Origin of the sequence: Paraburkholderia sp. RAU2J, from assembly GCF_003634845.1 — a bacterium.
In the GTDB taxonomy this organism is placed as follows: Bacteria; Pseudomonadota; Gammaproteobacteria; order Burkholderiales; family Burkholderiaceae; genus Paraburkholderia; species Paraburkholderia fynbosensis.
This window is the reverse complement of record NZ_RBXG01000001.1, coordinates 1,582,387-1,605,280: the sequence shown is the minus strand read 5'-3', so window position 1 is coordinate 1,605,280 and position 22,894 is coordinate 1,582,387. Positions and strand designations below refer to the sequence as shown.

Here is a 22,894-nt window from a genome sequence, read left to right as displayed (position 1 = left end):
ATGAAAAAGAATCTTCCTATCCTGCTCGCGCTGGCGGCCCTCGTCGTCTTCGGCCTCGTGCGCTACGAGCATTTCGGCTCGGCGTACAACATCACGTCGTTCTGGCGCTACAACTCGATGTTCGCGCTGATCTCGATCGGCATGGCCTTCGTGATCATCACCGGCGGCATCGACCTGTCGGTGGGTACGGTGGCCGCGCTCGCGAGCGTCGTCGCCGCGCTGACCAGCGTGTACGGCGGCTGGGTCGCGGTGCTGGCGGGCTGCGCGGCGGGACTCGCGGTTGGCGTGCTGAACGGACTCATCATCACGCGGCTAAAAATCCTGCCGTTCATCGTGACGCTCGCGACGAGCCTCGGCGCACACGGCGTCGCGCTGCTGCTCGGCAGGAACGATGCGGTGTCGATTGCGTCCGAATCGAACTTCGGCAACTTCGGGCAAGGCGATCTGTTCGGCTTGCCGATTCCGGGGATCGTCGCGGCGGCCGCCGCCGTGCTCGGCTGGCTCGCGTTGCGCAGCACGCGCTTCGGGCGGCATTCGCTGGCGATCGGCGGCAGCGAGGAAGCCGCGCGGCTGATGGGGCTGAACGTCGACCGCACACTGGTGATGGCCTATGCGGTGAGCGGGCTGCTCGCAGGCATGGCGGGCGTGATCCTCGCCGCGCAGTTCGGCGCGGGACAGCCGAACGAAGGCGTCGGCTGGGAGCTGTTCGCGATTTCGGCGGTGGTGCTCGGCGGCACGCTGCTCACCGGCGGCGAAGGCTCGGTCGCGATGACGATTGCCGGCGTGCTGCTGCTCGGTCTCGTCTTCAACCTGCTGAACTTTGAAAACGGCCTGGGTTTCATCAGCTTGTCGGCGTACTGGCAGTCGGTGATTCGTGGCGTGTTCCTGTTGCTGGTGATCGTCTTGCAGGCGCGAGTGCTGAAACAGCGCGGGAAAAAGCGGGTGGCGGCGCCGGCGTAGGCTCTCGCGTGAGTTGGCAACTTCAAGGTGAGGCTGTGGGCGGTTTCGGGCGATTCGGTCCGGCCGCTCACCTGCTCGGCGTCATCGCACTGGCAAATAAGCCGATCCTTACCTCACCTACGCTTCAGTCAAGTCGTGACGCGTCGAATCCACCTTCGTGTACCAAAAAATCGCTCACCGGACCATGCGGGGTAGAAAGTCTCCGCGCTCACGCCCTGCTATCCACCGGCCAGCTGATTTCCCCTCCCTGCGCCCCATTTGCCAGTTTTCTCAGCAGGGTCAATGCTGCAGCGCACGCCACGTTTCGGTATGATCCCGATCATGTTGCCCGCGCGGCGCGCCTATCCGGCGCATGCCGGACGGCCGATGGCAGCGGCCTAGCGCGACTTTTCGCCCATCGCCGTACCCCTGCTGAAGCGCGGCCGCTTTCACGCCAACGTCGTTCGCGGCGCCCGATTGTTTCGACAGCCGGTGCCGCCGCTTCCAGGTTCGGCAACCCGCATCACCACGCTCAATCGCCGCGCCGCCGCCCTTCGGCTCCGGGCGCGCTAAAATAGCGGATTGCGCGTGACTCCCGTCCACGGGTGAGCGCAGCATCGCCCTTGCCGTGCCGGCCGGCTCAAACGACTGGCCGCCTTTGTTTTCGCACTATCCAAGAAGCCATGAGCAACCTGAATTCACAAACCGTCCTGAGCGTCCATCACTGGACCGATACGCTTTTCAGCTTCACCTGCACGCGCGATCCGTCGTTCCGTTTCGAAAACGGCCAGTTCACGATGGTGGGCCTCGAAGTCGATGGCAAGCCGCTGATCCGCGCGTATAGCCTCGCGAGTGCGAACTACGAAGAGCATCTCGAATTCCTGAGCATCAAGGTGCAGGACGGCCCGCTCACGTCGCGTTTGCAGCATCTGAAAGTCGGCGACGAAGTGCTGATCGGCAAGAAGCCGGTCGGCACGCTGATGGCCGACAACCTGCTGCCGGGCAAGACATTGTGGCTGCTGTCCACCGGCACGGGCCTCGCGCCGTTCATGTCGATCATTAAAGATCCGGACATTTACGACCGTTACGAGCGCGTCGTGCTCACGCACACCTGCCGTTTCGTCGACGAACTGGCGTACAAGGAATACATCACCGACCATCTGCCGGCACATGAGCACTTGGGCGAACTGGTGCAGGAAAAGCTGCTGTACTACCCGACGGTCACGCGCGAAGCATTCCAGAACCGCGGCCGCATCACCGAGCTGATCGAAACCGAAAAGCTGTTCGCCGACCTCGGCGTGCCGGGCTTCTCGCTCGAAAACGACCGCATCATGCTGTGCGGCAGCCCGCACATGCTGCGCGACACGCGCAAGCTGCTGGACGACCTGGGCTTCCAGGAAGGCAGCAACAACGCGCCGGGTCACTACGTGGTCGAAAAGGCGTTCGTCGGCTAAGCCGCGCACTGCTTTTCGCGGCTTGCGCCGCAGATCCAACAAAAAAGGAGCCTTCGGGCTCCTTTTTTGTTGCCAGTTACAAATTCACGCCGTAAATTTGACATTTAATGTCGGTATTCTTCCTACATATGCAGGCTTGCTCGAAAGTTGACCAACATCAAGCACTGCATGAGATATAAGCGCTAACCCTTGGTGCAACTGCATTTTTTATTTTTTTGAGATATCATCCCGGCGCACGACGAGGCAATTCGACAGACTTTTCGTCGTTCGATCTAGATGTTACTGAATGTAAATTTCGTTACTTCGCACCATGGCGTTTTACCCGTCGCGTGCTATACGTAACGGCCACACCCGGAGGCTCGAGATTCGCATGCGTTCTTTCGTCTTCGCGGCGCAGATGCGCACCCGCTTCGCTGTCCGTACGGCTTCCTAACAGGAAACTCATGGATACGTCGACTGTCGTCCCGTTCAACGCCCAGCTTTCCCCGTCAGCGGCCCGCGACGGATTCGTCGCGCCGTCCACCGCAGTCGAGCGCGAGCTCGCGCAACTGCGTGCGCGGGTGCGCGAACTGTCGGCCGAACTGGTTCAGGCGCACGAAACCGCCTGCCATCATGTGGCGCGCGAACTGCACGACGGCCTCGGCGCCGAATTGACCGCGGCGCGCTTCGCGCTGGCCGGCGTCGAAACCTGGCTGCCCGCCCACGCGCCGTCGCAATGCGCTGCCGCGCTCGCCGTCGCCAACCGTTCGCTCGACGCGGTGTGCGCCGCGAGCCGCCAGGCCGTCGCGGAGTTGCACGCGCCGTCGCTGGAAGCCGGCATCGTCGGGGCGCTCGCGCATTGGACCAGCGACTTCGCCACCCGCACGCAACTGCGCACGAGCTTCGTCTGCGCCGCCGACGCGCGTCTCACGCGCCTGCCCGCCGACGCGGCGCTGGCCGTGTTCCGCGTCGCCCAGGAAGCGCTGAATAACATCGTCAAGCACGCCCGCGCCGAATCCGCCGACGTACGCATCGAGACGAACCGTCGTCACCTCACGCTGCTCATCAGCGATGATGGGATCGGGCTCACGCGCAACGCCCGCCAACGCCGTGGCCATGCCGGTCATGGCGGTCATTTCGGCCTAAGCGGCATGCAGGCGCGTTGCGCCGCGTTTGACGGCACGCTGCGCGTCAGCGTCCGGCGCAGCAGCCCGCACCACGCCGCCGACGCCAGCACGCAGCGCGGCACACGGGTGCAGGCGCGCTTTGCGTGGGATGCGATGCTCGCGCCCACGCCTCGCGCCGAGCAGCGCGCGCTGCAATCGTGAGCGCGCCGTCATGAGCCTGCGCATCCTGATCGCCGACGACCACGCCGTGGTTCGCCAGGGCGTTCGCCAATTGCTGCTCGACCGCGGCGTGGCGCGCGAAGTCATCGAGGCGCAAAGCGGCGCCGACACCCTCACCGCCGTCGGCCTGCAGAGCTACGACGTCGTGCTGCTCGACATTTCCCTGCCCGACATGAACGGCGTCGAAGTGCTCAAGCGGCTCAAGCGCAAGGCGCCGCGCGTAGCCGTGCTGATGTTCTCGATGTACCGTGAGGACCAGTACGCAGTGCGCGCGTTGAAGGCGGGGGCCGCCGGCTATCTGTCGAAGACGGTCGACGCCGCGCAGATGATCGGCGCGATCCAGCAGGTCGCGGCCGGCCGCAAATACGTAAGCCCGGCGATGGCCGAAGCGCTGGCCGACTACGTGTCGTTCGACGGCGAACAGCTGCCGCACGAAAAGCTCTCCGATCGCGAATATCAGACGCTCTGCATGCTCGCGTCGGGCAAACGGCTGACGGATATCGCGGCGGCGCTGTCGCTGTCGGTCAAGACGGTCAGCGTGTACCGCACGCGCCTGCTCGAGAAAATGAAGCTGCGCAATAACGCCGAACTCACGTTCTATGTGATGAGTAACCGCCTCGTCGATCTGAACCCGGCGATGGCCGGCTGAGCCCGCCTGCGTTGCCGCCTCTCCCTGTCCGCTGACTAGCGAACCGCTGCCCGGCTCGTTTGCAAGAGAAAGATTCCCTCCCCATTATTCGCGCATCGAGCGAAAGCTTGGCTGCCGGTATGCGTCCTGCGCATGAACGCCACGCGCGAAGCCCCTCGGGCCGGGAGTTTCCGTCCACCGGCTGGGCGCTCCGCTGTATGTCCCACAATAGTGCGGCGACGCGCATCCGCTAAAATCGCGGGTTTCCCCGACATTCGGCGCGCAACACGCGTGCACTACTGGAGACCCACGCCAATGTCCCTGTTTCGCAAAAAGAGCGTCGAGCACATGATCGCGGCAAGCGCTCGGAACGCCGGCTTGAAGAAAGAGCTCGGCGCACTCGATCTGACTTTCCTCGGTGTCGGCGCCATTATCGGCACCGGCATTTTCGTGCTGACCGGCACGGGCGCCGTCCAGGCCGGCCCGGCGCTAATGATCTCGTTCCTGATTGCGGCACTCGCGTGCGGCTTCGCCGCGCTCGCCTATGCCGAATTCGCGTCGACCATTCCGGTCGCGGGTTCCATCTACACGTATTCGTACGCGACGCTCGGCGAACTGGCCGCCTGGATCATCGGCTGGGATCTGATGCTCGAATATGGGCTGGCCACGTCCGCCGTATCGGTGGGCTGGTCGGGCTATCTGCAATCTTTATTGTCGGGCTTCGGCGTGTCGTTGCCGGTCGCGCTGACGGCGGCGCCGGGCGCATTGCCCGGCCACGAGACCCTGTTCAACCTGCCTGCGTTCCTCGTGATGATGGTGATCACCGCGCTGCTGTCGATCGGCATTCGCGAATCCGCGCGGATCAACAACATCATGGTCGCGATCAAGGTGACCGTGGTGCTGCTGGTGATCGGCGTGGGCGTTTTCCACGTGAGCCCGGCCAACTGGCATCCGTTCATGCCGAACGGCTGGAGCGGCGTATTCGGCGCGGCCGCGGTCATGTTCTTCGCGTTCATCGGCTTCGATTCGGTGTCGAACGCAGCGGAAGAGGTGAAAAATCCCAAGCGAGATCTGCCGGTCGGGATCATCGCGTCGCTGGCCGTGTGCGCGGTGTTGTACGTGGCGGTGGCGGCGGTGGTCACGGGCATCGTGCCGTCGGCGAAGTTCGCGAATATTTCGCACCCGGTGTCGTACGCGTTGCAGGAAGCGGGGCAGACGTGGGTCGCGGGATTTATCGACCTTGGCGCCGTGCTCGGCATGCTGACGGTGATTCTGGTGATGGCTTATGGTCAGACGCGGATCATCTTCGCAATGTCGCGTGACGGGCTGTTGCCGGCGCGACTCTCGCGGCTGCATCCGCGCTTTGCGACGCCGTTTTTCACGACGTGGCTCGTGGGGATTTTCTTTGGCTTGATCGGCGCGCTGGTGCCGTTGAATGTGCTCGCCGAGCTGATCAATATCGGCACCTTGGCCGCGTTTTCCATGGTGTCGATTGCGGTGCTTGTTTTGCGGAAGACGCATCCTGAGTTGCCGCGGGCGTTTCGTTGCCCGGGTGTGCCGGTGGTGCCGATTCTGGCTGTGGCGTCGTGTCTGTTTCTCATGCTCAATCTTGAGGGTGTGACTTGGGCTGCTTTTGGTATCTGGCTTTTGATCGGCATGGTCATTTATTTCGGGTATTCGCGGCGGAATTCGAAACTCGCGAAGTGAGGTTTCTTTTTTTGCCTTCGCGGCGCTTTTGGGCTGTGCTATTCGGGTGTTGGCCTTTCCTTGAATTCACGTCGGTCTATTGGCGTTGCCCCTGTGCGGGGCGGCACTTACTTTCTTTGCCGCCGCAAAGAAAGTAAGCAAAGAAAGCGGCTTCACACCGCTAATTCTTAAGCGGGTCCCCTGGCTTGGAGGGGGTAGTGGTCCATCTGGAATCGGTGCGCCCGCACATTCCACGCGAGTGACAAAGCCGTCATCCGCTCCCACTCCGCACTGCGTGCGTCGCGGACGGGTCTGCGTGGGAAACCAACAGCTCTGGTCGTGTGCGGTGGGGCTATCGACTTCGCCCCGGCGAGGCGGCGCAAATGAAGCGTGTCGGGGAGGAGGCGTCCGGACGAAAAAAACGAATGGCAGACAACCGCCTCATGAAGGGCCGGCCTTCAAGGTTTCAGGAAGGGCACACGCCGGAAAAATGGGCTGGCGGTTTTAGGAATGACCGCGTCGGCGCGCGAAGCGTCGCCGGAAGAATGACTGCCTTGTCACTGAGGCTGAATATGCGGGGGCACTGATTCCAGATGCACCACGACCCCCTCCAAGCCAGGGGACCCGCTTAAGAATTAGCGGTGTGAAGCCGCTTTCTTTGCCTACTTTCTTTGCGGCGGCAAAGAAAGTAGGTGCCGCCCCGCACAGGGGCAACGCTAATAGACCACCGCGACATCAAGGAAAGGCCAACACCCCAAGCGCGACATCAAGGAAACGCCAACACCCCAAGAAATGCCGCGCAGCGAATTCAACGAAAGCCCGACATCCAGACAAACAAAAAAAACAAAACCGGCTCGCACACTTCCCCTCATAGCGCGCCAGCCCGATTTGTGCTTTACTTTTCGGCAGACTCATAAAAATCCGCAGCACCCTTATCGGACCCCACGAACAGGCAGCTGAAGGCAAGAAAACAAAGGTCCGGTCTCATCCCCATCAGGAGACACTTCATGGCGATCAGCATCAGTCTGACGGTGAACGGCGCGCCCATTAGCGCCTCAATCGACCCCGGCACCCTGCTTGTCCAGTTCCTGCGTGATCAACTCCGCCTCACCGGCACCCACATCGGCTGCGATACCGCACAGTGCGGCGCGTGCACGGTCCACCTGAACGGCCGCGCAATCAAGTCCTGCAACATCCTCGCGGTGCAAGCGGAAGGCGCGAACGTCACCACCATCGAAGGGCTCGCGCAGAACGGCACGCTGCATCCGATGCAAGCCGCCTTCAAACACTGCCACGGTCTGCAATGCGGCTTCTGCACGCCCGGCATGGTGATGAGCGCGGTGTCGCTCGTCGAGCGTCAGCCCGAACTCACCGGCGAAGACGTGCGCGCGCAGCTCGACGGCAATCTGTGCCGCTGTACGGGCTATCACAACATCGTCAAGGCAGTGCTAGAAGGCGCCGAGGGCATGAAGTCCTCCGGCACGGCCAGCGCCAATGCCGCTCCGTCCGCCACGGCCGCCGCGCCGCTCACCGCCTGAGGAGCCGACGATGAACGCACCCGACACTCACCTCATCGGCGCTTCCGTCGAACGTAAGGAAGACTACCGGTTTCTGACCGGCAACGGCCAGTACACCGACGACATCGTCCTGCCCCAGCAAACCTATGCGGTCTTCCTGCGCTCGCCGCATGCGCATGCGAAGCTCAACAGCATCGACACCACCGCGGCCAAACAGTCGCCGGGCGTGGTCGCAATCTTCACCGGCGCGGACATGGCCGCGGAGAACGTCGGCGGGCTGCCGTGCGGCTGGCTGATCCACAGCACCGACGGCAAGCCGATGAACGAGCCGCCGCATCCGATCATCGCGCATACGAAAGCACGCCACGTCGGCGATCAGGTCGCGCTCGTGATCGCCGATTCGATCAAGGCCGCGAAAGACGCCGCCGAACTGATCGAGGTCGACTATGACGTGCTGCCCGCCGTAGTCGACACCGCGCATGCGGCCGATCCGGGCCAGCCCGCGGTTCACGATGAAGTACCGGACAACGTCTGCTACAACTGGGGCCACGGCGACAAAGCCGCGACCGACGCCGCGTTCGCCAAAGCCGCGCACGTCACCACGCTCGACATCGTCAACAACCGCCTGATTCCGAATGCGATCGAACCGCGTGCGGTCAATGCGAGCTACTCGGCGCAGGACGACAGCTACACGCTGTACGTCGCGAATCAGAATCCGCACGTCGAGCGTCTCCTGATGGCCGCGTTCGTGCTGTCGCTGCCGGAATCGAAACTGCGCGTGATCGCGCCGGACGTCGGCGGCGGCTTCGGCTCGAAGATCTTTCTGTACGCCGAAGATGTCGCGCTGACGTGGGCCTCGAAGAAGATCCGCCGCCCGGTCAAATGGACCGCCGAGCGCTCGGAAGCATTCGTCTCCGATGCGCACGGCCGCGATCATGTGACGAAAGCCGAACTCGCGATGGACGCGGACGGCAAGTTCCTCGCGATGCGCATCCACACGATCGCCAACATGGGCGCGTATCTGTCCACGTTCTCGTCGAGCGTGCCCACCATCCTCTACGCGACGCTGCTCGCCGGGCAGTACACGACGCCCGCGATCTATGCAGAAGTGAAAGCGGTTTTCACCAACACCGTACCGGTCGACGCCTATCGTGGCGCGGGCCGCCCCGAGGCGACCTACGTCGTGGAGCGCCTCGTCGAAACCGCCGCGCGCGAGATGAAGCTCGATCCGGCGGAAATCCGCCGCCGCAATTTCATCCGCGAGTTCCCCTATGCGACGCCGGTAGGCCTCACCTACGACACCGGTGACTACGAGACCATCCTCGCGCGCTCGCTCGAACTCGCGGACGTCAAAGGTTTCGAAGCACGTCGGCAGGAATCCGAAAAGAACGGCAAGCGGCGCGGGCTCGGCTACTCGTGCTACATCGAAGCGTGCGGTCTCGCGCCGTCGAATATCGCGGGTGCATTGGGCGCGCGCGCCGGTCTCTTCGAAGTCGGACAGATTCGCGTGCATCCCACCGGTTCGGTCACCGTGTTTACGGGCTCGCACAGTCACGGCCAGGGACACGAGACGACCTTCGCGCAAGTGGTCGCCGACCGGCTCGGCATTGCGCTGGAAAACGTCGAGATCGTCCACGGCGACACGGGCCGGATTCCGTTCGGCATGGGCACGTATGGCTCGCGCTCGATCGCTGTCGGCGGCTCCGCGATCATGAAGGCGCTCGACAAGATCGAAACGAAAGCGAAGAAAATCGCCGCGCACCTGCTCGAAGCCGCAGCCGAAGACATCGAGTTCAAGGACGGCGTGTTCCGCGTCGCGGGCACCGATCGCACGAAGGCATTCGCCGAAATCTCGCTCGCCGCGTATGTGCCGCACAACTATCCGCTCGACGTGCTCGAACCGGGCCTCGAAGAAAGCGCGTTCTACGATCCGAGCAACTTCACCTATCCGTCGGGCGCGTACATCTGCGAGATCGAAGTCGATCCTGAAACGGGCGTGTGCCGCATCCAGAAGTTCACCGCCGTCGACGATTTCGGCAACGTGATCAATCCGATGATCGTCGAAGGCCAGGTGCATGGCGGGCTCGCGCAGGGTATCGGCCAGGCGATGCTCGAGCGCTGCGTGTACGACAACGACAGTGGCCAGCTGCTGTCCGGCTCGTACATGGACTACGCGATGCCGCATGCGTCCGATCTGCCGGACTTCACGGTCGAAACCTCGAAGGGCACGCCGTGCACGCACAATCCGCTTGGCGTCAAAGGCTGCGGCGAGGCGGGCGCGATCGGCTCGCCGCCGGCGGTGATCAACGCGATCATCGACGCGCTCGCGCCGCTCGGCGTGACCGATCTGCAAATGCCGGCGACGCCGCATCGCGTGTGGTCCGCGATTCGCACAGCCCAAACCCATTGAGATCCTGAGCGGAGCATTCGACATGTATTCATTCGAGTATCAACGCGCGACGGATCCCAAAGCGGCCGCCGCCCTCCTCACCGCCGACAGCGACGCGAAGTTTCTGGCCGGCGGCCAAAGCCTCCTGCCCACCATGCGGCTGCGTCTCGCGCAGCCGTCGCAACTGATCGACGTGACGCGGATTCCCGCGCTCAAGTCGATCACCGTCGACGCGGACAAGGTGACGATCGGCGCAGCCGTCTGTCATGCCGACGTCGCGGATCACGCGGAATTGCGGCGCGTGTCGCCGGCTCTCGCAGATCTCGCCGCGCATATCGGCGACCGGCAGGTGCGCGCGCTCGGCACGCTCGGCGGCTCGCTCGCCAACAACGACCCGGCCGCCTGCTATCCGGCGGCGGCGCTCGCGTTGGATGCGACCATCGTGACCGAGCGGCGGCGCATCGCGTCGAGCGACTTCTTTGTCGGCATGTACGAGACCGCGCTCGCGCCCGACGAGTTGATCGTCGCCGTCGAGTTTCCGGTTCCCGAGCGCGCGGCCTACGAGAAATTCCGCAATCCCGCGTCGCACTTCGCGCTGGTCGGTGTGTTCGTCGCGAAGTTCGCGAGCGGCGTGCGCGTCGCGGTGACGGGCGCGGCATCTGCGGTATTTCGTGTGCCGGAACTGGAGAGCGCGCTGTCGGCGAATTTCACACCGGACGCCGCGCGCGGGGTCAGCGTGCCGCCCGGCGATCTGAACACCGACATGCACGCGAGCGCCGAGTACCGCGCGCATCTGATTCCGGTGCTGGCCGCGCGCGCGGTGACGAAGGCGAACGCTTAGCGATCCTTGCTATCGGCGGCTGACGTGTGGTGCAGTTTGCCTGAGCACGTCAGCGCCGTCCCGTTCGCCAAACCACGCGAGGCGAGGTGCGCCGCCCCGCTTCGCGTTTCACCGGCGTCGCGCTTCACCGCCCGGAGCGCGCAGATTCAGGACCGCCATGCAGCCAGCTTCGATCGACGACACCCTCGCGCAACTCGCTGCCCAACGCTATTTCGCCAGCCGCGAACTGGCGACCGCGTTGTATCTCGCGTTGCGCATGGAGCGGCCGTTGTTCGTCGAAGGCGAGCCGGGCGTCGGCAAGACCGAGCTCGCCAAGGCCGCTGCCGGCATGCTGGGCACCACGATGTTGCGGCTGCAATGCTACGAAGGCCTCGACACGGCCAGCGCGCTCTACGAGTGGGACTATCCGCGGCAGATCATGGCGCTGCGGCTGGCCGAAGCCGCCGGCGAGCGCCCTGACAACGACACGCTGTATCGCGGCGAATTCCTGCTGAAGCGGCCGCTGCTGCAAGCGCTGATGCCGGACGAACATCATCCCGGCGCGCGGCGCGTGCTGCTGATCGACGAGATCGACCGCGCCGACGAACCGTTCGAGGCCTTTCTGCTTGAACTGCTGTCGGATTTCCAGGTATCGATTCCCGAATACGGCACCGTGCGCGCGGCGCAGCCGCCGCTCGTCGTGATGACGTCGAACCGCACGCGCGAAGTGCATGACGCGTTGAAACGCCGCTGCCTGTATCAATGGATCGGCTATCCCGAGCGCGAGCGCGAACTGGAGATCGTCGCCGCGCGTGCGCCGCAGACGTCGGTGCAGTTGCAGCGGCGCGCGGTCGACTTCGTGCATCGGCTGCGCGGCATGGATCTGTTCAAGGCGCCGGGCATCGCCGAAACGATCGACTGGTGCCGCGCGCTGGAGGCGCTGTCGGTGACGGAGCTCGATCCTCAATCGGTGCAGAACACGTTAGGCGTGCTGCTCAAGTATCAGGACGATCTGGCGCGCGTGGATGCCGCGCAGATTGCGCAATGCCTCACCGCGCCCGGATAGCCAGCATGACGAACCGAACCGACAGCGGCGACAGCGATAGCGACGCTTCCGACTCAAACCCGCGAGTGGGTTTGCCAGCCGCGCGAATCGTCAGCGCGACTTCGGGCGTGAGCGCCGCGCCGCGCGACGACACGCCCACGCTCGCCCGCAACGTCGTCCATTTCGTGCGCGTGCTGCGCGGCGCCGGTTTGCCGATGTCGCCCGCGCAAGCCGTCGACGCGCTCGCCGCCTTGCACTGGATCGATCTCGGCCGCCGCGACGACGTGCGCGCCGCCCTCGCCGCGCTGCTGGTCTGCGCACCCGACGAACGTGACCTGTTCAACGCGGCATTCGATCTGTTCTGGCGCGATCCGGACTGGGAAGGCAAGCTGCGCGCGCTGCTGCTGCCGAAAGTCCGCGACGGTCTGCCGCCGCCCAAACGCAACAACCGTCTCGCCGATGCGCTGGCCGTGCGCGCGCCGCCGTCGCCGCATAGCAGGACGCCGCAGGAAACCGAGCAGCACGAGTTGCACGCGCACGTCACGTTCAGCGCCGAAGAGCGGTTGCGTCATCGTGATTTCGACACGCTTTCCGCAGCTGAGTGGCGCAGCTTGCGCCATCTGATCCGCGGCCAGCGGCTGCCGCTCGCGACCGAGCCGACGCGCCGTCTGAAGGCCGCCTCGCACGGCACCCATGCGGACTTGCGCGCGAGCGCGCGGCACGCGGTGCGCGCGGGCGGCGACTGGACGGTGTGGAAATATCGCGCGGTGGTCGAGCGCAAGCCGCCGCTCGTGCTGCTGCTCGACATTTCCGGCTCGATGAGCAGTTACTCGCGCGCGGTGCTGTATTTCTGCCACGCGCTGCTGCAGTCGCGCGAACGTCTGCAGGTGTTCCTATTCGGCACACGCCTGACCAACGCGACGCGCGCGCTGCGCGAGCGCGACCCCGACGTGGCGATCGCGACGCTCACCGACCAGGTGCTCGACTGGTCGGGCGGCACGCGGATCGGCGCGGCGCTCGCCGAGTTCAACCGCCGCTGGGCGCGGCGCGTGCTGACCGGCAGAGCCACCGTGCTGCTCGTCACCGACGGCCTCGACCATGAAGCGATCGACGTGCTCGACATCGAGATGGCGCGTCTGCGCCGCTTCGCGCACCGCATCGTCTGGCTCAATCCGCTGCTGCGTTTCAGCGGCTTTTCTCCGAAGGCGCGCGGCGTGCAGGCGATCCTGCCGTATGTCGATGCGCATCGCCCGGTTCATAATCTGGACAGTCTGGCTGCGTTCGGCCGCGATCTCGCGCAGCTCACACGCGCGCCTCGACCAACCCGCGCGGCCACGACAACCGCAGGAGCAACGTCATGGAATTGACCGAAACCCACACACTGCCGGTCGCGCAGCAGCGCACTTGGGACGCGCTGAACGATACGGAGATTCTGCGCGCCTGCATTCCGGGTTGCGAAAGCATCGACCCGGATGGCGAGAACGCGTATCTGGTGACGCTGAGCGCCGCCGTCGGTCCGGTGAAGGCGCGCTTCAAGGGGCGCATGCAGCTGACCGACATCGACGCGCCGAACGCGTACAACATCGTATTCGAGGGCCAGGGCGGGGCGGCGGGTTTTGCGAAAGGCAACGCGCGCGTCACGCTCGAACCCGACGGCGACGCCGCGACGAAGCTCAGCTACACGGCGAGCGCGCAGGTCGGCGGCAAGCTCGCGCAGATCGGCTCGCGGCTCGTCGACGGCGCGGCGCGTAAAATTGCTGGCGAATTCTTCAAACGCTTCGGCGTACAGGTCGCGGGAGAGGGCGGGGGCGACAATGCCGCGCCCGCCGACGGCGACGAGGCCGCTGGCACACAGACCGGTACGGAATCGAATGACGCGTCGGCTGCCGAGTCCGGTGCCGACGCAGACGCAACGAAAAGGAAACGATCATGGACAGCGTGGATCTCGAAGTCCTGAAGTCCAGCGCACGCTGGCTGGAAGAAGGACATCGCGCGCTACTGGTGACGGTGGTGAAGACGTGGGGCTCGTCGCCGCGTCCCGAGGGCGCGATGCTCGCGGTGCGCGACGACGGGCTCGTGGTGGGCTCGGTGTCGGGCGGATGCATCGAAGACGATCTGATCGACCGGGTGCGGCATAGGGGTATCGAGCAGACGCATCCGGAAGCGGTGAAGTACGGCATCACGGCCGAGGAAGCACATCGCTTCGGCCTGCCTTGCGGCGGCACGATCCAGCTGGTGCTCGAACCGTTGACGAAACAAAGCGGTATCGCCGAACTGTGCCACGCGGTGGAGAACGGCCGGCTCGTCGTGCGCGATGTCGACATGACCACGGGTTCGGTGCGGCTCGGCGACGCGCAGGCGACCGACGGCGTGCATTTCGACGGCGAGCGGCTGTTGACGATTCACGGCCCGCGCTACCGGATGCTGGTGATCGGCGCGGGGCAGTTGTCGCGCTACCTGTGCCACATCGCGGTGGGGCTCGATTATCAGGTGACGGTGTGCGATCCGCGCGAGGAATATACCGAGGAGTGGAACATCCCCGGCACGAAAATCGTGCGGACGATGCCCGACGACACCGTGATCGACATGAAGCTCGACGAACGCTGCGCGGTGATCGCGCTGACGCACGACCCGAAGCTCGACGATCTCGCGCTGATGGAGGCGCTGAAGACACCGGCGTTTTATGTCGGTGCTTTGGGGTCGCGCCGGAATAATCAGGCGCGCCGCGAGCGGCTAAAGGAGTTCGATCTGAACGAGACTGAGTTGGCGCGGTTGCATGGGCCGGTCGGGATTTATATCGGCAGCCGGACGCCGCCTGAGATCGCCGTATCCATTCTCGCCGAGGTGACGGCGGCCAAGAACGGCGTTTCGTTGCCTACGCTGCTGCGGGTGGAAGGTGCGAAGGCGGCACGGGAGATCGCTGCTTCTGGTGGCGCGGCATGTAGCGTTTAGTGAAAGCCTCTGAGAGAGGCGCTGCGATCTGGCGGTGATGACGAGGTGGTGACGCGGCGCGGTTGAGGCCGCAGCCGCAGCCGCGGCCGCAGCGCCCGTTTGCGCTGCGCACATCAGCCGTGCCGCTCAACTGCTTACATCAACCCGCACACCACCGCCGCGATCACCGACCCGCCAATTAGCACGACGCCCGCCACGCGGCGTTTATTCAACTCGGTCCAAAGCAACACGCCGGTGAGCGACAGCAGAATCAGGCTGCCCGCAATCGTGTCGATCAACAGCACCCAGCCGACACTCAAGCCCACGCCCTTGTGCAGATTGTTCATCGTGGCAAGAAACGAGTTCTGCGTGCGCTTCACCGAGACGAAGCTGTTGCCGACCCAGTACTCGGCTTGCATGCTTTGCGACGGCCCCACGATGCCGACCTGCCAGAACTCCGGCTGCATCGTGCTGCGCTCGCCCCACGCCACCGGATGCGCCGGCTCGCGACGCGAGCGCCCCGGCTTGCCGTCGATGTTCAGCTCTTTCTTCAGCCACTTCGCCATCTCCATCGGCGAATGCAGCGGTTTTTGCGGCACGGGAATCTGCATTTCCTCGACCTGCGGCTCGCCTGTCGGCACCTTCAGCGGCCCGCCGCGATGGTTCAGCAGAAAACCGGTCACGCCGAACATCAAACCCAGCACCGCACCCCATAGACCGACCCACCCATGCACCTTGCGCAGCCACTTGATGAAAGTTGCGCGCCGCGAACGTTGGCGCCGCGCGGCCTGCTCGGCACCGTCCATCAGATGATGGCCGCGCCCCGGCGTATGGACGGTGTACTGGGTGCTGTTTGCGGCAGCGGGTTTCACTTCGATCGAATCAGGCGCATTCACATCCAGGCTCCAGGCGCAGCGGGTTGCTGCGTCGCCGGCGCGCGACGGATCACGTGCGCTCACCGGCAGCGGTTATAAAAATTTATTCGGGGAAGGGGCCGGACGGCCCGGCGTGCGGTCCCTGGTCGTCCGGTTGAGAGGCTGGCTGGCAGTCACCGAGGAGGAGAAATGTGACAAATAGCTGGCGATGCCTTTCAATTGAGAATGGATATCATTACACGTTTAAGCGGTTTGCTCAATCCGTGCTCTATTTCCATGTATGACAGCGGCTTGACATCCACCCAGCGCAAACCGACTCCAAGCGCAGATCCCGTCAACGTTGCCGTTCGCGTTCGTATACCTGCCTGCCATGCGACTCTCCTCCGTGGCCTGCCTTGCCGCTTTCGGCTGGCTCGCCGGCCTTCCTGTCGAGAGCGCGAATACGCCGGCAAGGCTGGACGATCCCTAGACCAACAAGGCAGGCGAATTGCCCGTCAACTTTCGGGCGCTCGACATGCCGGAGGCAAAGCGCACCCAGGACCGCTTCGTCGATTTCCAGTCGCAGTACACGTTCGATCCGCTCAGCAACGTCGTCACGATGACGCGCGACGGCGCCACTCATTTCGCAAGCGAGGTCTGCTCGCCCGAGGACTTCGCGCAGATGCGTCCTGCCCTCGAAGCGATCGGGCGCGACGTGCGCGCGGAGGTGATCGTCAAGTCGACGTTGGTGGAGTCGTCGAGCGTGGTGTCGCAAGCGCCTTGAAAAGCCTGCCCGCCTGCGCGCGCGCCGCAGCCCCTATGTAGCTGCCAGAATCGCTGCCACGATGCACACATCAGACCCCTGTCACGCACCATGCGGCCACGTGCGGGCCAGCGGTCAGCCTCATCCGCCTCATGTTCGGACCGTTCGCGAATGGCATGCGCAATCGCATGCGGCGCGAGCCTTTAAACCGGCCAGAGCGGCCCTTCCTGCATCGCGCCGATCTGCTCGCGCATTTCGAGGATGCGGTCTTCCCAATAGCGCTGCGTGTTGAACCACGGAAACGCCGCCGGAAATGCCGGGTCGTCCCAGCGACGCGCGAGCCACGCCTGGTAGTGAATCAGCCGCAGCGTGCGCAACGCTTCGACCAGATACAGTTCGCGCGGCTCGAACTCGCAGAAGTCTTCGTAACCGGCGAGCAGATCCGTCAGCGCACGCGAGGCCTCCGCGCGCTCACCCGGCAGCAGCAGCCACAGATCCTGCACCGCCGGACCCATGCGGCTGTCGTCGAAGTCGACGAAATGCGGGCCCGCGTCGGTCCACAACACATTGCTCGGATGACAGTCGCCGTGCATGCGCAACATGCGGATATCGCCGGCACGTTCGAACGCGCGCTCGACACCTTCGAGCGCGAGATTCACCACGGTCTCCCATGCGGTGCGCACGTCGTCGGGCACGAAGTGCTGCGCGAGCAGGAAGTCGCGCGGCTCATAGCCGAATGTCTGGATGTCGAGCGTGGGCCGTTCGGCGTAGTCCTGCGTCTGCCCAATCGCATGAATGCGGCCGATGAAACGACCCAGCCATTCGAGCGTGTCGCGCCGGTCGAGATCCGGCGCGCGGCCGCCGCGGCGCTCGAAGATCGAGAAGCGAAAACCGTCGAAGGTATGCAGCGTGCGGCCGTCCAACGTACGCGCAGGCACCGCCGGAATCTCACGAGCGGCGAGATCGGCGACGAACGCATGTTCTTCGAGGATGGCGGCATCGCTCCAGCGCTCCGGGCGATAGAACTTCGCGACCACGGGCGGGCCGTCTTCGACGCCCACCTGGTACACGCGATTTTCGTAGCTGTTGAGCGGCAGCATGCGGCCATCGGTGCGCACGCCGATCGTGCTGAGCACGCTGTCGAGCGCGTCGAGCACGATTTCCGGCTGGAGCCGGGCGAAAGGCACGGCGCTCTGCGCGCCGTCCTGGGAGTCGAGGTTGTCGTCGTTCATGCCCGCATTGTGCGCCGGGCCGCCGTCAAAGACGAGAGCGACGGCTCACGATACGGATTACAACTCAGCTACAACGCGCCTGGACTTCGACAGCAAAATGCCGTCAGTGCATCTGCGCGCTCGACGGGCGGACCTGCTCGCCGGTGTCGATCAGGTCTTCGAGAAAAAAGGGTTCAGTATTCAGATGCGGCGATGCACCGGGCTCGCCGGCGTACCACGCCACCATGGCCATGTCGCCAAGAATGCGCATGACGATTCCGCGCGCGCCTTGCGGCACGGCGATATGCACCGATCGGACAATGGAACCGATTTGCATGATGTTTCCCCGTTTCTCCCGTAGCCGGCTTTGTGATTTCATGCCGGTCAAGGTGATGATAAAAGCGCCGCTTCGCCGCCAACGTTGCGTACGCACCCAATCTGCTGCGCGTGATTCGCGTGAGAGGTTCGAGTGATTGTTCCCGTTTTACGCGCCGTTGGAAAGCGCGAATTAAAGGCTGTTCACCCGTCGTTTCGCCCTATTCCAATTAGGCTGCGCGCGACCGATGATCTGGGCGTAAAACCTCGTAACGAGACCATCATAAACCCTGCTGGGGTGGGATATCAAAAACGTGCACCGTCAGGGCGATTCGTTTAATCGGCGCACCACGCCCTCATCGCGCCACGGTCTGCGCCGCCGCGCGCGCCATATTCAGCGCGGCCGCCGCGTCGCGTGTGCGCACGGCAGCTCCCTTCGCGCTTTCGAGCGGGCACGCTAGCCATGTGGATCGTTCGTCTCGCGCTGCGGCGTCCCTACACCTTCGTCGTGCTGGCGCTGCTCCTGCTGATCGTCGGGCCGCTCATGATTCTGCGCACGCCGACCGACATCTTCCCGAACATCGACATTCCCGTGCTCTCGGTGATCTGGTCGTATAACGGCCTGCCCGCCGACGAGATGGAAAAGCGCATCGTGCTCAACTACGAGCGCGGATTGTCGGTGGCGGTGAACGATATCGAACACACGGAATCGACCTCGCTGAACGGCATCGCGGTCATCAAGATCTTTTTCCAGCCGCACGCCAATATCAACGAAGCGCTCGCGCAGGTCACCGCGCTGTCGCAAGCACAGTTGCGCTCGCTGCCGCCTGGCATCACGCCGCCGTTCATCCTGCGCTACAACGCGTCGACGGTGCCGATCCTGCGGCTCGCGCTGTCGTCCGCGTCGCTCACCGAGCAGGAGCTGTACGACTTCGGCAACAACTTTCTGAAGACGCAGCTCGCCACCGTACCCGGTGCGTCGGCGCCGTTGCCCTATGGCGGCAAGCAGCGGCAGATCATGGTCGATATCGATTCGCGCAAGTTGCAGGAGCGCAATCTCTCGCCGCTCGACGTGGTCAACGCCGTCACCGCGCAGAATCTGATCCTGCCGTCGGGCACCGCGAAAATCGGCTCGACCGAATACTCGGTGGAAATGAACGGCAGCCCGGATTCGCTGGCCGGTCTGAACAACATCCCGATCCGCTCGACGGCCAACGGCACCGTTTATATCCGCGACGTCGCGCATGTGCGCGACGGTTTTCAACCGCAGACCAACATCGTGCGCGTGAACGGCCAGCGCGCGTCGCTGCTCACGATCAACAAAAGCGGCAACACGTCCACGCTCGATATCGTCGACCGCATCAAGACGATGATGCCGACGCTGCGCAATCTCGTGCCCGCGTCGCTGAATATTGATCCCGTCGCCGATCAGTCGCTGTTCGTGCGCGCGTCGGTGCAGGGCGTGCTGCGTGAAGCGTTGATCGCTGCGTGCCTGACCGGTCTGATGATTCTGCTGTTCCTCGGCAACTGGCGTGCGACGCTGATCATCTTCGTGTCGATTCCGTTGTCGATGATCACGTCGATCATCGCGCTGTCGATCCTCGGCGAAACCATCAACATCATGACGCTCGGCGGGCTCGCGCTCGCGGTCGGGATTCTGGTCGACGATGCGACGGTGGCGATCGAAAACATCAGCCATCAACTGGAACAGGGCAAGACGCTCGAACAGGCGATTCTCGACGGCGCGCATCAGATCGCGATTCCGACGCTGGTGTCGACCCTGTCGATCTGCATCGTGTTCGTGCCGATGTTTCTGCTCACGGGCGTCGCACACTATCTGTTCATTCCGCTCGCCGAAGCCGTGGTGTTCGCGATGCTGGCGTCCTATTTCTTCTCGCGCACGCTGGTGCCGACGCTCGCGAAATATCTGCTGCGTCATCACCACAAACCGGCCGAGCTGCATCACGCGCCCGCGCAGACGCGCAATCCGTTCATGCGCGTGCACTACGCTTTCGAACGCGGGTTTGCGCGTCTGCGCCAGCGCTATCGCGTGTTTCTCGAAGCGCGCGTCGCGCGGCCGGGTCTGTTCGTGACGCTGTTTCTGCTTGGCTGTGGTGCATCGATGCTGCTGATGCCGTTCCTCGGGCGTGACTTTTTCCCGGCCGTCGACGCCGGTACGATCGCACTGCATCTGCGTGCCAAAACCGGCATGCGGGTCGAGGAAACCGCCGTGCTCACCGATCGCGTCGACATGCGGATTCGCCAGTTGATCCCGGCGGGCGAGCTGCATTCGATCATCGACAATATCGGCTTGCCGGTGTCGGGCATCAACCTCTCATACAGCAACACGGGCACGATCGGCACCTCGGATGCCGACGTGCTGATCACGCTGAATCCCGATCATCATCCGAGCGCCGACTACGTGCGCACGTTGCGGCACACGCTCACCGACGAATTCCCCGGCGTGCAGTTCGCGTTCCTGCCTGCGGATATCGTCAGCCAGACGCTCAACTTCGGCATGCCGTCGCCAATCGACATTCAGATCGTCGGCCGCGATGTGGCCGGCAATCGCGTGTTCGCCGCGAACTTGCTGCACCGTTTGCGCACGGTGCCGGGTCTGGCCGATGTGCGCATCCAGCAGCCCGCCGACTTGCCGCGCATCTTCATCGACGTCGATCGCACGCGCGCGCAGCAAGCCGGTTTCTCGCAACGCGAGATCGCGAGCAATCTGCTGATCACCCTGTCCGGCAGCCAGCAAACCACGCCGACGTTCTGGCTCAATCCGCGCAATGGCGTGAGCTACAACGTGATCACCGAAGCGCCGCAATACACGATCGATTCGCTGCAATCACTCGCGAACATCCCTTTGAACGCGAACGGCCGCACCAACATTCTCGGCTCGCTCGCCACCATGAGGCGCGAAGCCGCCAACGCGGTGCTCACGCACTACAACGCGCAGACCACGATCGACATTTTCGGCACGGCCGACGGCCGCGATCTCGGCGGCGTCTCCGACGACATGCGCAAGATCGTCGACGAAGCCCGGGCCGAACTGCCCAAGTCCTCGACCATCGAAATCCGCGGCCAGGTGCAGACCATGAACGATTCGTTCTCGGGCCTGTTCGCCGGTCTCGTGTTCGCGATCGTGCTGGTGTATCTGCTGATCGTGGTGAACTTTCAGTCATGGCTCGATCCGTTCATCATTATCACCGCGCTGCCGGGTGCGCTCGCGGGCATCGTGTGGATGCTGTTTCTCACGCACACTACCCTGTCGATTCCCGCGCTGACGGGGGCGATCATGTGTATCGGCATCGCCACCGCCAATTCGATTCTTGTAATCAGCTTCGCGCGCGAACAGTTGCTCGAACATGGCGACGCGACCCGTGCGGCAATCGAAGCGGGCTTCACGCGTTTTCGTCCGGTGCTGATGACGGCGCTCGCGATGGTGATCGGCATGGTGCCAATGGCGACCGGTCTCGGCGAAGGCGGCGAGCAGAATGCGCCGCTCGGGCGCGCGGTGATCGGCGGGCTGACGGTCGGTACGCTGGCGACGCTGATCTTCGTGCCGGTGGTGTTCTCGATGATCTACCGGCGGCTCGCGGCGCGGCGTCAGCGGGCGGCCGGGCATGTGGTGGGTAAGCCATGAGGCAAGAAGCGATACACATGGCACGCGATACGATGCGCGACACCGCATGCAATACAAGAGGCAGCGTCGACTGCCCGCGCAAATACATAGGGGAAGTTTGATGGAAGCACAACGTCCAGACGGTTCCGGCAGCGCGCGCGATCCCGCGAAAGCGAAGCGCACGCGCTGGCTCGTCGTCGTGCTGGCCGTGGTAATGATCGCGCTCGCAGCCCAGGGCATCTGGTCGCGTCACAGTGCGCACGCGGCGCTCGAACGCGACGCCGAGCATGCGAGGCAGATGAGCGTCGAAGTCGTGCGCCCGCAGAAGTCGTCGGCCGGACTCGATCTCGTTTTGCCCGGCAACGTGCAGGCCTTTCTCGACACGCCGATTTACGCACGCACCAACGGCTATCTGAAAAAGTGGTACGCCGACATCGGCGCGCGCGTGAAAAGCGGTCAATTGCTCGCGGAAATCGACACGCCGGAAGTGGACGATCAACTGCGCGCCGCCCGCGCCGATCTCGCGAACGCCAACGCGAACTATGCGCTCGCGAAAAGCACCGCCGATCGCTGGAGCGAGATGCTGAAGAGCAGATCGGTGTCGAAGCAGGAGACCGACGAGAAGGTCGGCGACATGCTCGCGAAGAAAGCCACGCTCGACGCGGCGCGTTTCAACGTCGCGCGTCTGGAGAAGACGCAGTCGTTCCAGAAGGTGTATGCGCCGTTCGACGGCATGGTGACGGCGCGCAACGTCGACGTCGGCGCGTTGATCGACGCGGGCAGCGCGGGTGGGCCCGCGAAGGAACTGTTTCATGTTGCGCAGGCGGATCGGCTGCGCGTGTATGTGAATGTGCCGCAGGCTTATGCGCAACAGGTGCGTGCCCAGCAGACAGCGTTTCTCACGCTGACCGAAACGCCGTCGCGGCATTATCCGGGCACGGTGGCGCGCACCGCGGGCGCTGTCGATCAGCAGCAACGGACCATGCTGGTCGAGGTCGATGTCGACAATCGCCATGGCGATTTGCTGCCGGGGGCCTATGCGCAGGTGCATTTCGCGTTGGGCGCGGGCGCGGCGCCGTTCACGGTGCCGGGCAACGCTTTGCTGTTCCGCCCAGATGGCGTGAAGGTCGCGACCGTGGATGCGCAACGCAAGGTGAAACTGCTGCCGGTGTCGCTCGGGACTGACTTCGGCACGCGGGTTGCGATTGCGTCCGGGCTGCACGGCGACGAGCAGGTGATCTTGAATCCGCAGGACTCGATTGTCGACGGCGCGCCTGTGCGGATCGTGCCGCGCAAAGCAGAAGGGGCGGCGGGTGCTTCGGGTGCGGGGGCGGGTGGTGACGGAGCGGCTGGCGCTTCGGCGGCGGCGGCGAGGGCATCGTCATGACCGCG

Annotated in this window: 19 protein-coding genes; 15 read left to right on the top strand and 4 right to left on the bottom strand. The window is 64.1% G+C overall.

The window, feature by feature from the left end; all coding sequences use genetic code 11:
- Positions 1–960 (top strand): ABC transporter permease, encoded by a 960-nt coding sequence (locus tag B0G69_RS07435; protein ID WP_121316303.1) that lies wholly within the window; start codon positions 1–3, stop codon positions 958–960.
- A 279-nt stretch (positions 961–1,239) separates the two neighbouring features.
- On the opposite strand, the gene B0G69_RS40975 is transcribed toward B0G69_RS07435, so the two are convergent.
- On the bottom strand, positions 1,240–1,557 hold the full coding sequence (locus B0G69_RS40975) for a hypothetical protein (RefSeq protein ID WP_158608927.1): 318 nt from the start codon (positions 1,555–1,557) through the stop codon (positions 1,240–1,242).
- Between the two features lie 65 nt (positions 1,558–1,622).
- Between B0G69_RS40975 and B0G69_RS07425 the strand changes: the two genes are divergently transcribed.
- The 11 genes from B0G69_RS07425 to B0G69_RS07365 all read left to right on the top strand — a co-directional run bounded on the left by B0G69_RS07425 (position 1,623) and on the right by B0G69_RS07365 (position 14,755).
- A complete protein-coding gene (locus B0G69_RS07425; protein ID WP_064266833.1) occupies positions 1,623–2,393 on the top strand; it encodes a ferredoxin--NADP reductase in 771 nt (256 codons plus the stop codon).
- 443 nt (positions 2,394–2,836) lie between these two features.
- Positions 2,837–3,700 (top strand): ATP-binding protein, encoded by an 864-nt coding sequence (locus B0G69_RS07420; protein ID WP_121316302.1) that lies wholly within the window; start codon positions 2,837–2,839, stop codon positions 3,698–3,700.
- A gap of 10 nt (positions 3,701–3,710) precedes the next feature.
- Complete coding sequence (gene rqpR / locus B0G69_RS07415; RefSeq protein WP_121319182.1) at positions 3,711–4,367, top strand: response regulator transcription factor RqpR; 657 nt, start codon at positions 3,711–3,713, stop codon at positions 4,365–4,367.
- 294 nt (positions 4,368–4,661) lie between these two features.
- Complete coding sequence (locus B0G69_RS07410; protein ID WP_121316301.1) at positions 4,662–6,053, top strand: amino acid permease; 1,392 nt, start codon at positions 4,662–4,664, stop codon at positions 6,051–6,053.
- A gap of 986 nt (positions 6,054–7,039) precedes the next feature.
- A complete protein-coding gene (locus tag B0G69_RS07395; protein ID WP_121316298.1) occupies positions 7,040–7,570 on the top strand; it encodes a (2Fe-2S)-binding protein in 531 nt (176 codons plus the stop codon).
- Positions 7,571–7,580: 10 nt separating this feature from the next.
- The gene (locus B0G69_RS07390) at positions 7,581–9,959 is read left to right on the top strand and encodes a xanthine dehydrogenase family protein molybdopterin-binding subunit (protein WP_121316297.1); all 2,379 of its coding nucleotides are present in this window, start codon (positions 7,581–7,583) and stop codon (positions 9,957–9,959) included.
- Positions 9,960–9,981: 22 nt separating this feature from the next.
- Positions 9,982–10,779, top strand: a complete 798-nt coding sequence (locus tag B0G69_RS07385) for a xanthine dehydrogenase family protein subunit M (RefSeq protein WP_121316296.1) — start codon at positions 9,982–9,984, stop codon at positions 10,777–10,779.
- Between the two features lie 157 nt (positions 10,780–10,936).
- A complete protein-coding gene (locus B0G69_RS07380) occupies positions 10,937–11,824 on the top strand; it encodes a MoxR family ATPase (RefSeq protein ID WP_121316295.1) in 888 nt (295 codons plus the stop codon).
- A gap of 5 nt (positions 11,825–11,829) precedes the next feature.
- Positions 11,830–13,170 carry a VWA domain-containing protein gene (locus B0G69_RS07375; protein ID WP_241991276.1) on the top strand — a complete coding sequence of 447 codons (1,341 nt, stop codon included), beginning with the start codon at positions 11,830–11,832 and terminating at the stop codon, positions 13,168–13,170.
- Positions 13,161–13,760: a carbon monoxide dehydrogenase subunit G gene (locus B0G69_RS07370; RefSeq protein ID WP_121316294.1), complete on the top strand. Its 600-nt coding sequence runs from the start codon at positions 13,161–13,163 to the stop codon at positions 13,758–13,760. Before B0G69_RS07375 ends, B0G69_RS07370 begins: the two co-directional genes overlap by 10 nt.
- A complete protein-coding gene (locus B0G69_RS07365) occupies positions 13,733–14,755 on the top strand; it encodes an XdhC family protein (protein ID WP_121316293.1) in 1,023 nt (340 codons plus the stop codon). Before B0G69_RS07370 ends, B0G69_RS07365 begins: the two co-directional genes overlap by 28 nt.
- A gap of 134 nt (positions 14,756–14,889) precedes the next feature.
- On the opposite strand, the gene B0G69_RS07360 is transcribed toward B0G69_RS07365, so the two are convergent.
- Complete coding sequence (locus B0G69_RS07360) at positions 14,890–15,630, bottom strand: PepSY-associated TM helix domain-containing protein (protein WP_199731151.1); 741 nt, start codon at positions 15,628–15,630, stop codon at positions 14,890–14,892.
- A gap of 466 nt (positions 15,631–16,096) precedes the next feature.
- Here B0G69_RS07360 and B0G69_RS07355 point away from each other — a divergent pair, with 466 nt between their 5' ends.
- Entirely contained in the window at positions 16,097–16,372 is a 276-nt protein-coding gene (locus B0G69_RS07355) for a hypothetical protein (RefSeq protein WP_241991275.1), read from the top strand.
- Positions 16,373–16,554: 182 nt separating this feature from the next.
- Here the strand turns inward: B0G69_RS07355 and B0G69_RS07350 are convergent, their stop codons facing one another.
- Together B0G69_RS07350 and B0G69_RS07345 are read right to left on the bottom strand one after the other, a co-directional pair.
- Positions 16,555–17,583: a serine/threonine protein kinase gene (locus B0G69_RS07350; RefSeq protein WP_121316292.1), complete on the bottom strand. Its 1,029-nt coding sequence runs from the start codon at positions 17,581–17,583 to the stop codon at positions 16,555–16,557.
- Between the two features lie 103 nt (positions 17,584–17,686).
- Positions 17,687–17,899 (bottom strand): hypothetical protein, encoded by a 213-nt coding sequence (locus tag B0G69_RS07345; protein ID WP_042327325.1) that lies wholly within the window; start codon positions 17,897–17,899, stop codon positions 17,687–17,689.
- Positions 17,900–18,340: 441 nt separating this feature from the next.
- On the opposite strand from B0G69_RS07345, the gene B0G69_RS07340 reads away from it, so the two are divergent.
- Both B0G69_RS07340 and B0G69_RS07335 read left to right on the top strand, forming a co-directional pair.
- Complete coding sequence (locus B0G69_RS07340; RefSeq protein ID WP_121316291.1) at positions 18,341–21,523, top strand: efflux RND transporter permease subunit; 3,183 nt, start codon at positions 18,341–18,343, stop codon at positions 21,521–21,523.
- A gap of 100 nt (positions 21,524–21,623) precedes the next feature.
- Positions 21,624–22,889, top strand: coding sequence for an efflux RND transporter periplasmic adaptor subunit (locus tag B0G69_RS07335; RefSeq protein WP_121316290.1), 1,266 nt, complete (start codon positions 21,624–21,626; stop codon positions 22,887–22,889).
- Positions 22,890–22,894: the final 5 nt, after the last annotated feature.

Excerpts from the sequence above, each read along its gene's own strand:
- B0G69_RS07350 (WP_121316292.1), bottom strand. The coding sequence starts at position 17,583 with ATGAACGACGACAACCTCGACTCCCAGGACGGCGCGCAGAGCGCCGTG.
- B0G69_RS07420 (WP_121316302.1), top strand. The coding sequence starts at position 2,837 with ATGGATACGTCGACTGTCGTCCCGTTCAACGCCCAGCTTTCCCCGTCA.
- B0G69_RS07425 (WP_064266833.1), top strand. The coding sequence starts at position 1,623 with ATGAGCAACCTGAATTCACAAACCGTCCTGAGCGTCCATCACTGGACC.
- B0G69_RS40975 (WP_158608927.1), bottom strand. The coding sequence starts at position 1,557 with ATGCTGCGCTCACCCGTGGACGGGAGTCACGCGCAATCCGCTATTTTA.
- B0G69_RS07345 (WP_042327325.1), bottom strand. The coding sequence starts at position 17,899 with ATGCAAATCGGTTCCATTGTCCGATCGGTGCATATCGCCGTGCCGCAA.
- rqpR (WP_121319182.1), top strand. The coding sequence starts at position 3,711 with ATGAGCCTGCGCATCCTGATCGCCGACGACCACGCCGTGGTTCGCCAG.
- B0G69_RS07370 (WP_121316294.1), top strand. The coding sequence starts at position 13,161 with ATGGAATTGACCGAAACCCACACACTGCCGGTCGCGCAGCAGCGCACT.
- B0G69_RS07365 (WP_121316293.1), top strand. The coding sequence starts at position 13,733 with ATGGACAGCGTGGATCTCGAAGTCCTGAAGTCCAGCGCACGCTGGCTG.
- B0G69_RS07375 (WP_241991276.1), top strand. The coding sequence starts at position 11,830 with ATGACGAACCGAACCGACAGCGGCGACAGCGATAGCGACGCTTCCGAC.
- B0G69_RS07410 (WP_121316301.1), top strand. The coding sequence starts at position 4,662 with ATGTCCCTGTTTCGCAAAAAGAGCGTCGAGCACATGATCGCGGCAAGC.
- B0G69_RS07385 (WP_121316296.1), top strand. The coding sequence starts at position 9,982 with ATGTATTCATTCGAGTATCAACGCGCGACGGATCCCAAAGCGGCCGCC.
- B0G69_RS07380 (WP_121316295.1), top strand. The coding sequence starts at position 10,937 with ATGCAGCCAGCTTCGATCGACGACACCCTCGCGCAACTCGCTGCCCAA.
- B0G69_RS07435 (WP_121316303.1), top strand. The coding sequence starts at position 1 with ATGAAAAAGAATCTTCCTATCCTGCTCGCGCTGGCGGCCCTCGTCGTC.
- B0G69_RS07395 (WP_121316298.1), top strand. The coding sequence starts at position 7,040 with ATGGCGATCAGCATCAGTCTGACGGTGAACGGCGCGCCCATTAGCGCC.
- B0G69_RS07390 (WP_121316297.1), top strand. The coding sequence starts at position 7,581 with ATGAACGCACCCGACACTCACCTCATCGGCGCTTCCGTCGAACGTAAG.
- B0G69_RS07340 (WP_121316291.1), top strand. The coding sequence starts at position 18,341 with ATGTGGATCGTTCGTCTCGCGCTGCGGCGTCCCTACACCTTCGTCGTG.
- B0G69_RS07335 (WP_121316290.1), top strand. The coding sequence starts at position 21,624 with ATGGAAGCACAACGTCCAGACGGTTCCGGCAGCGCGCGCGATCCCGCG.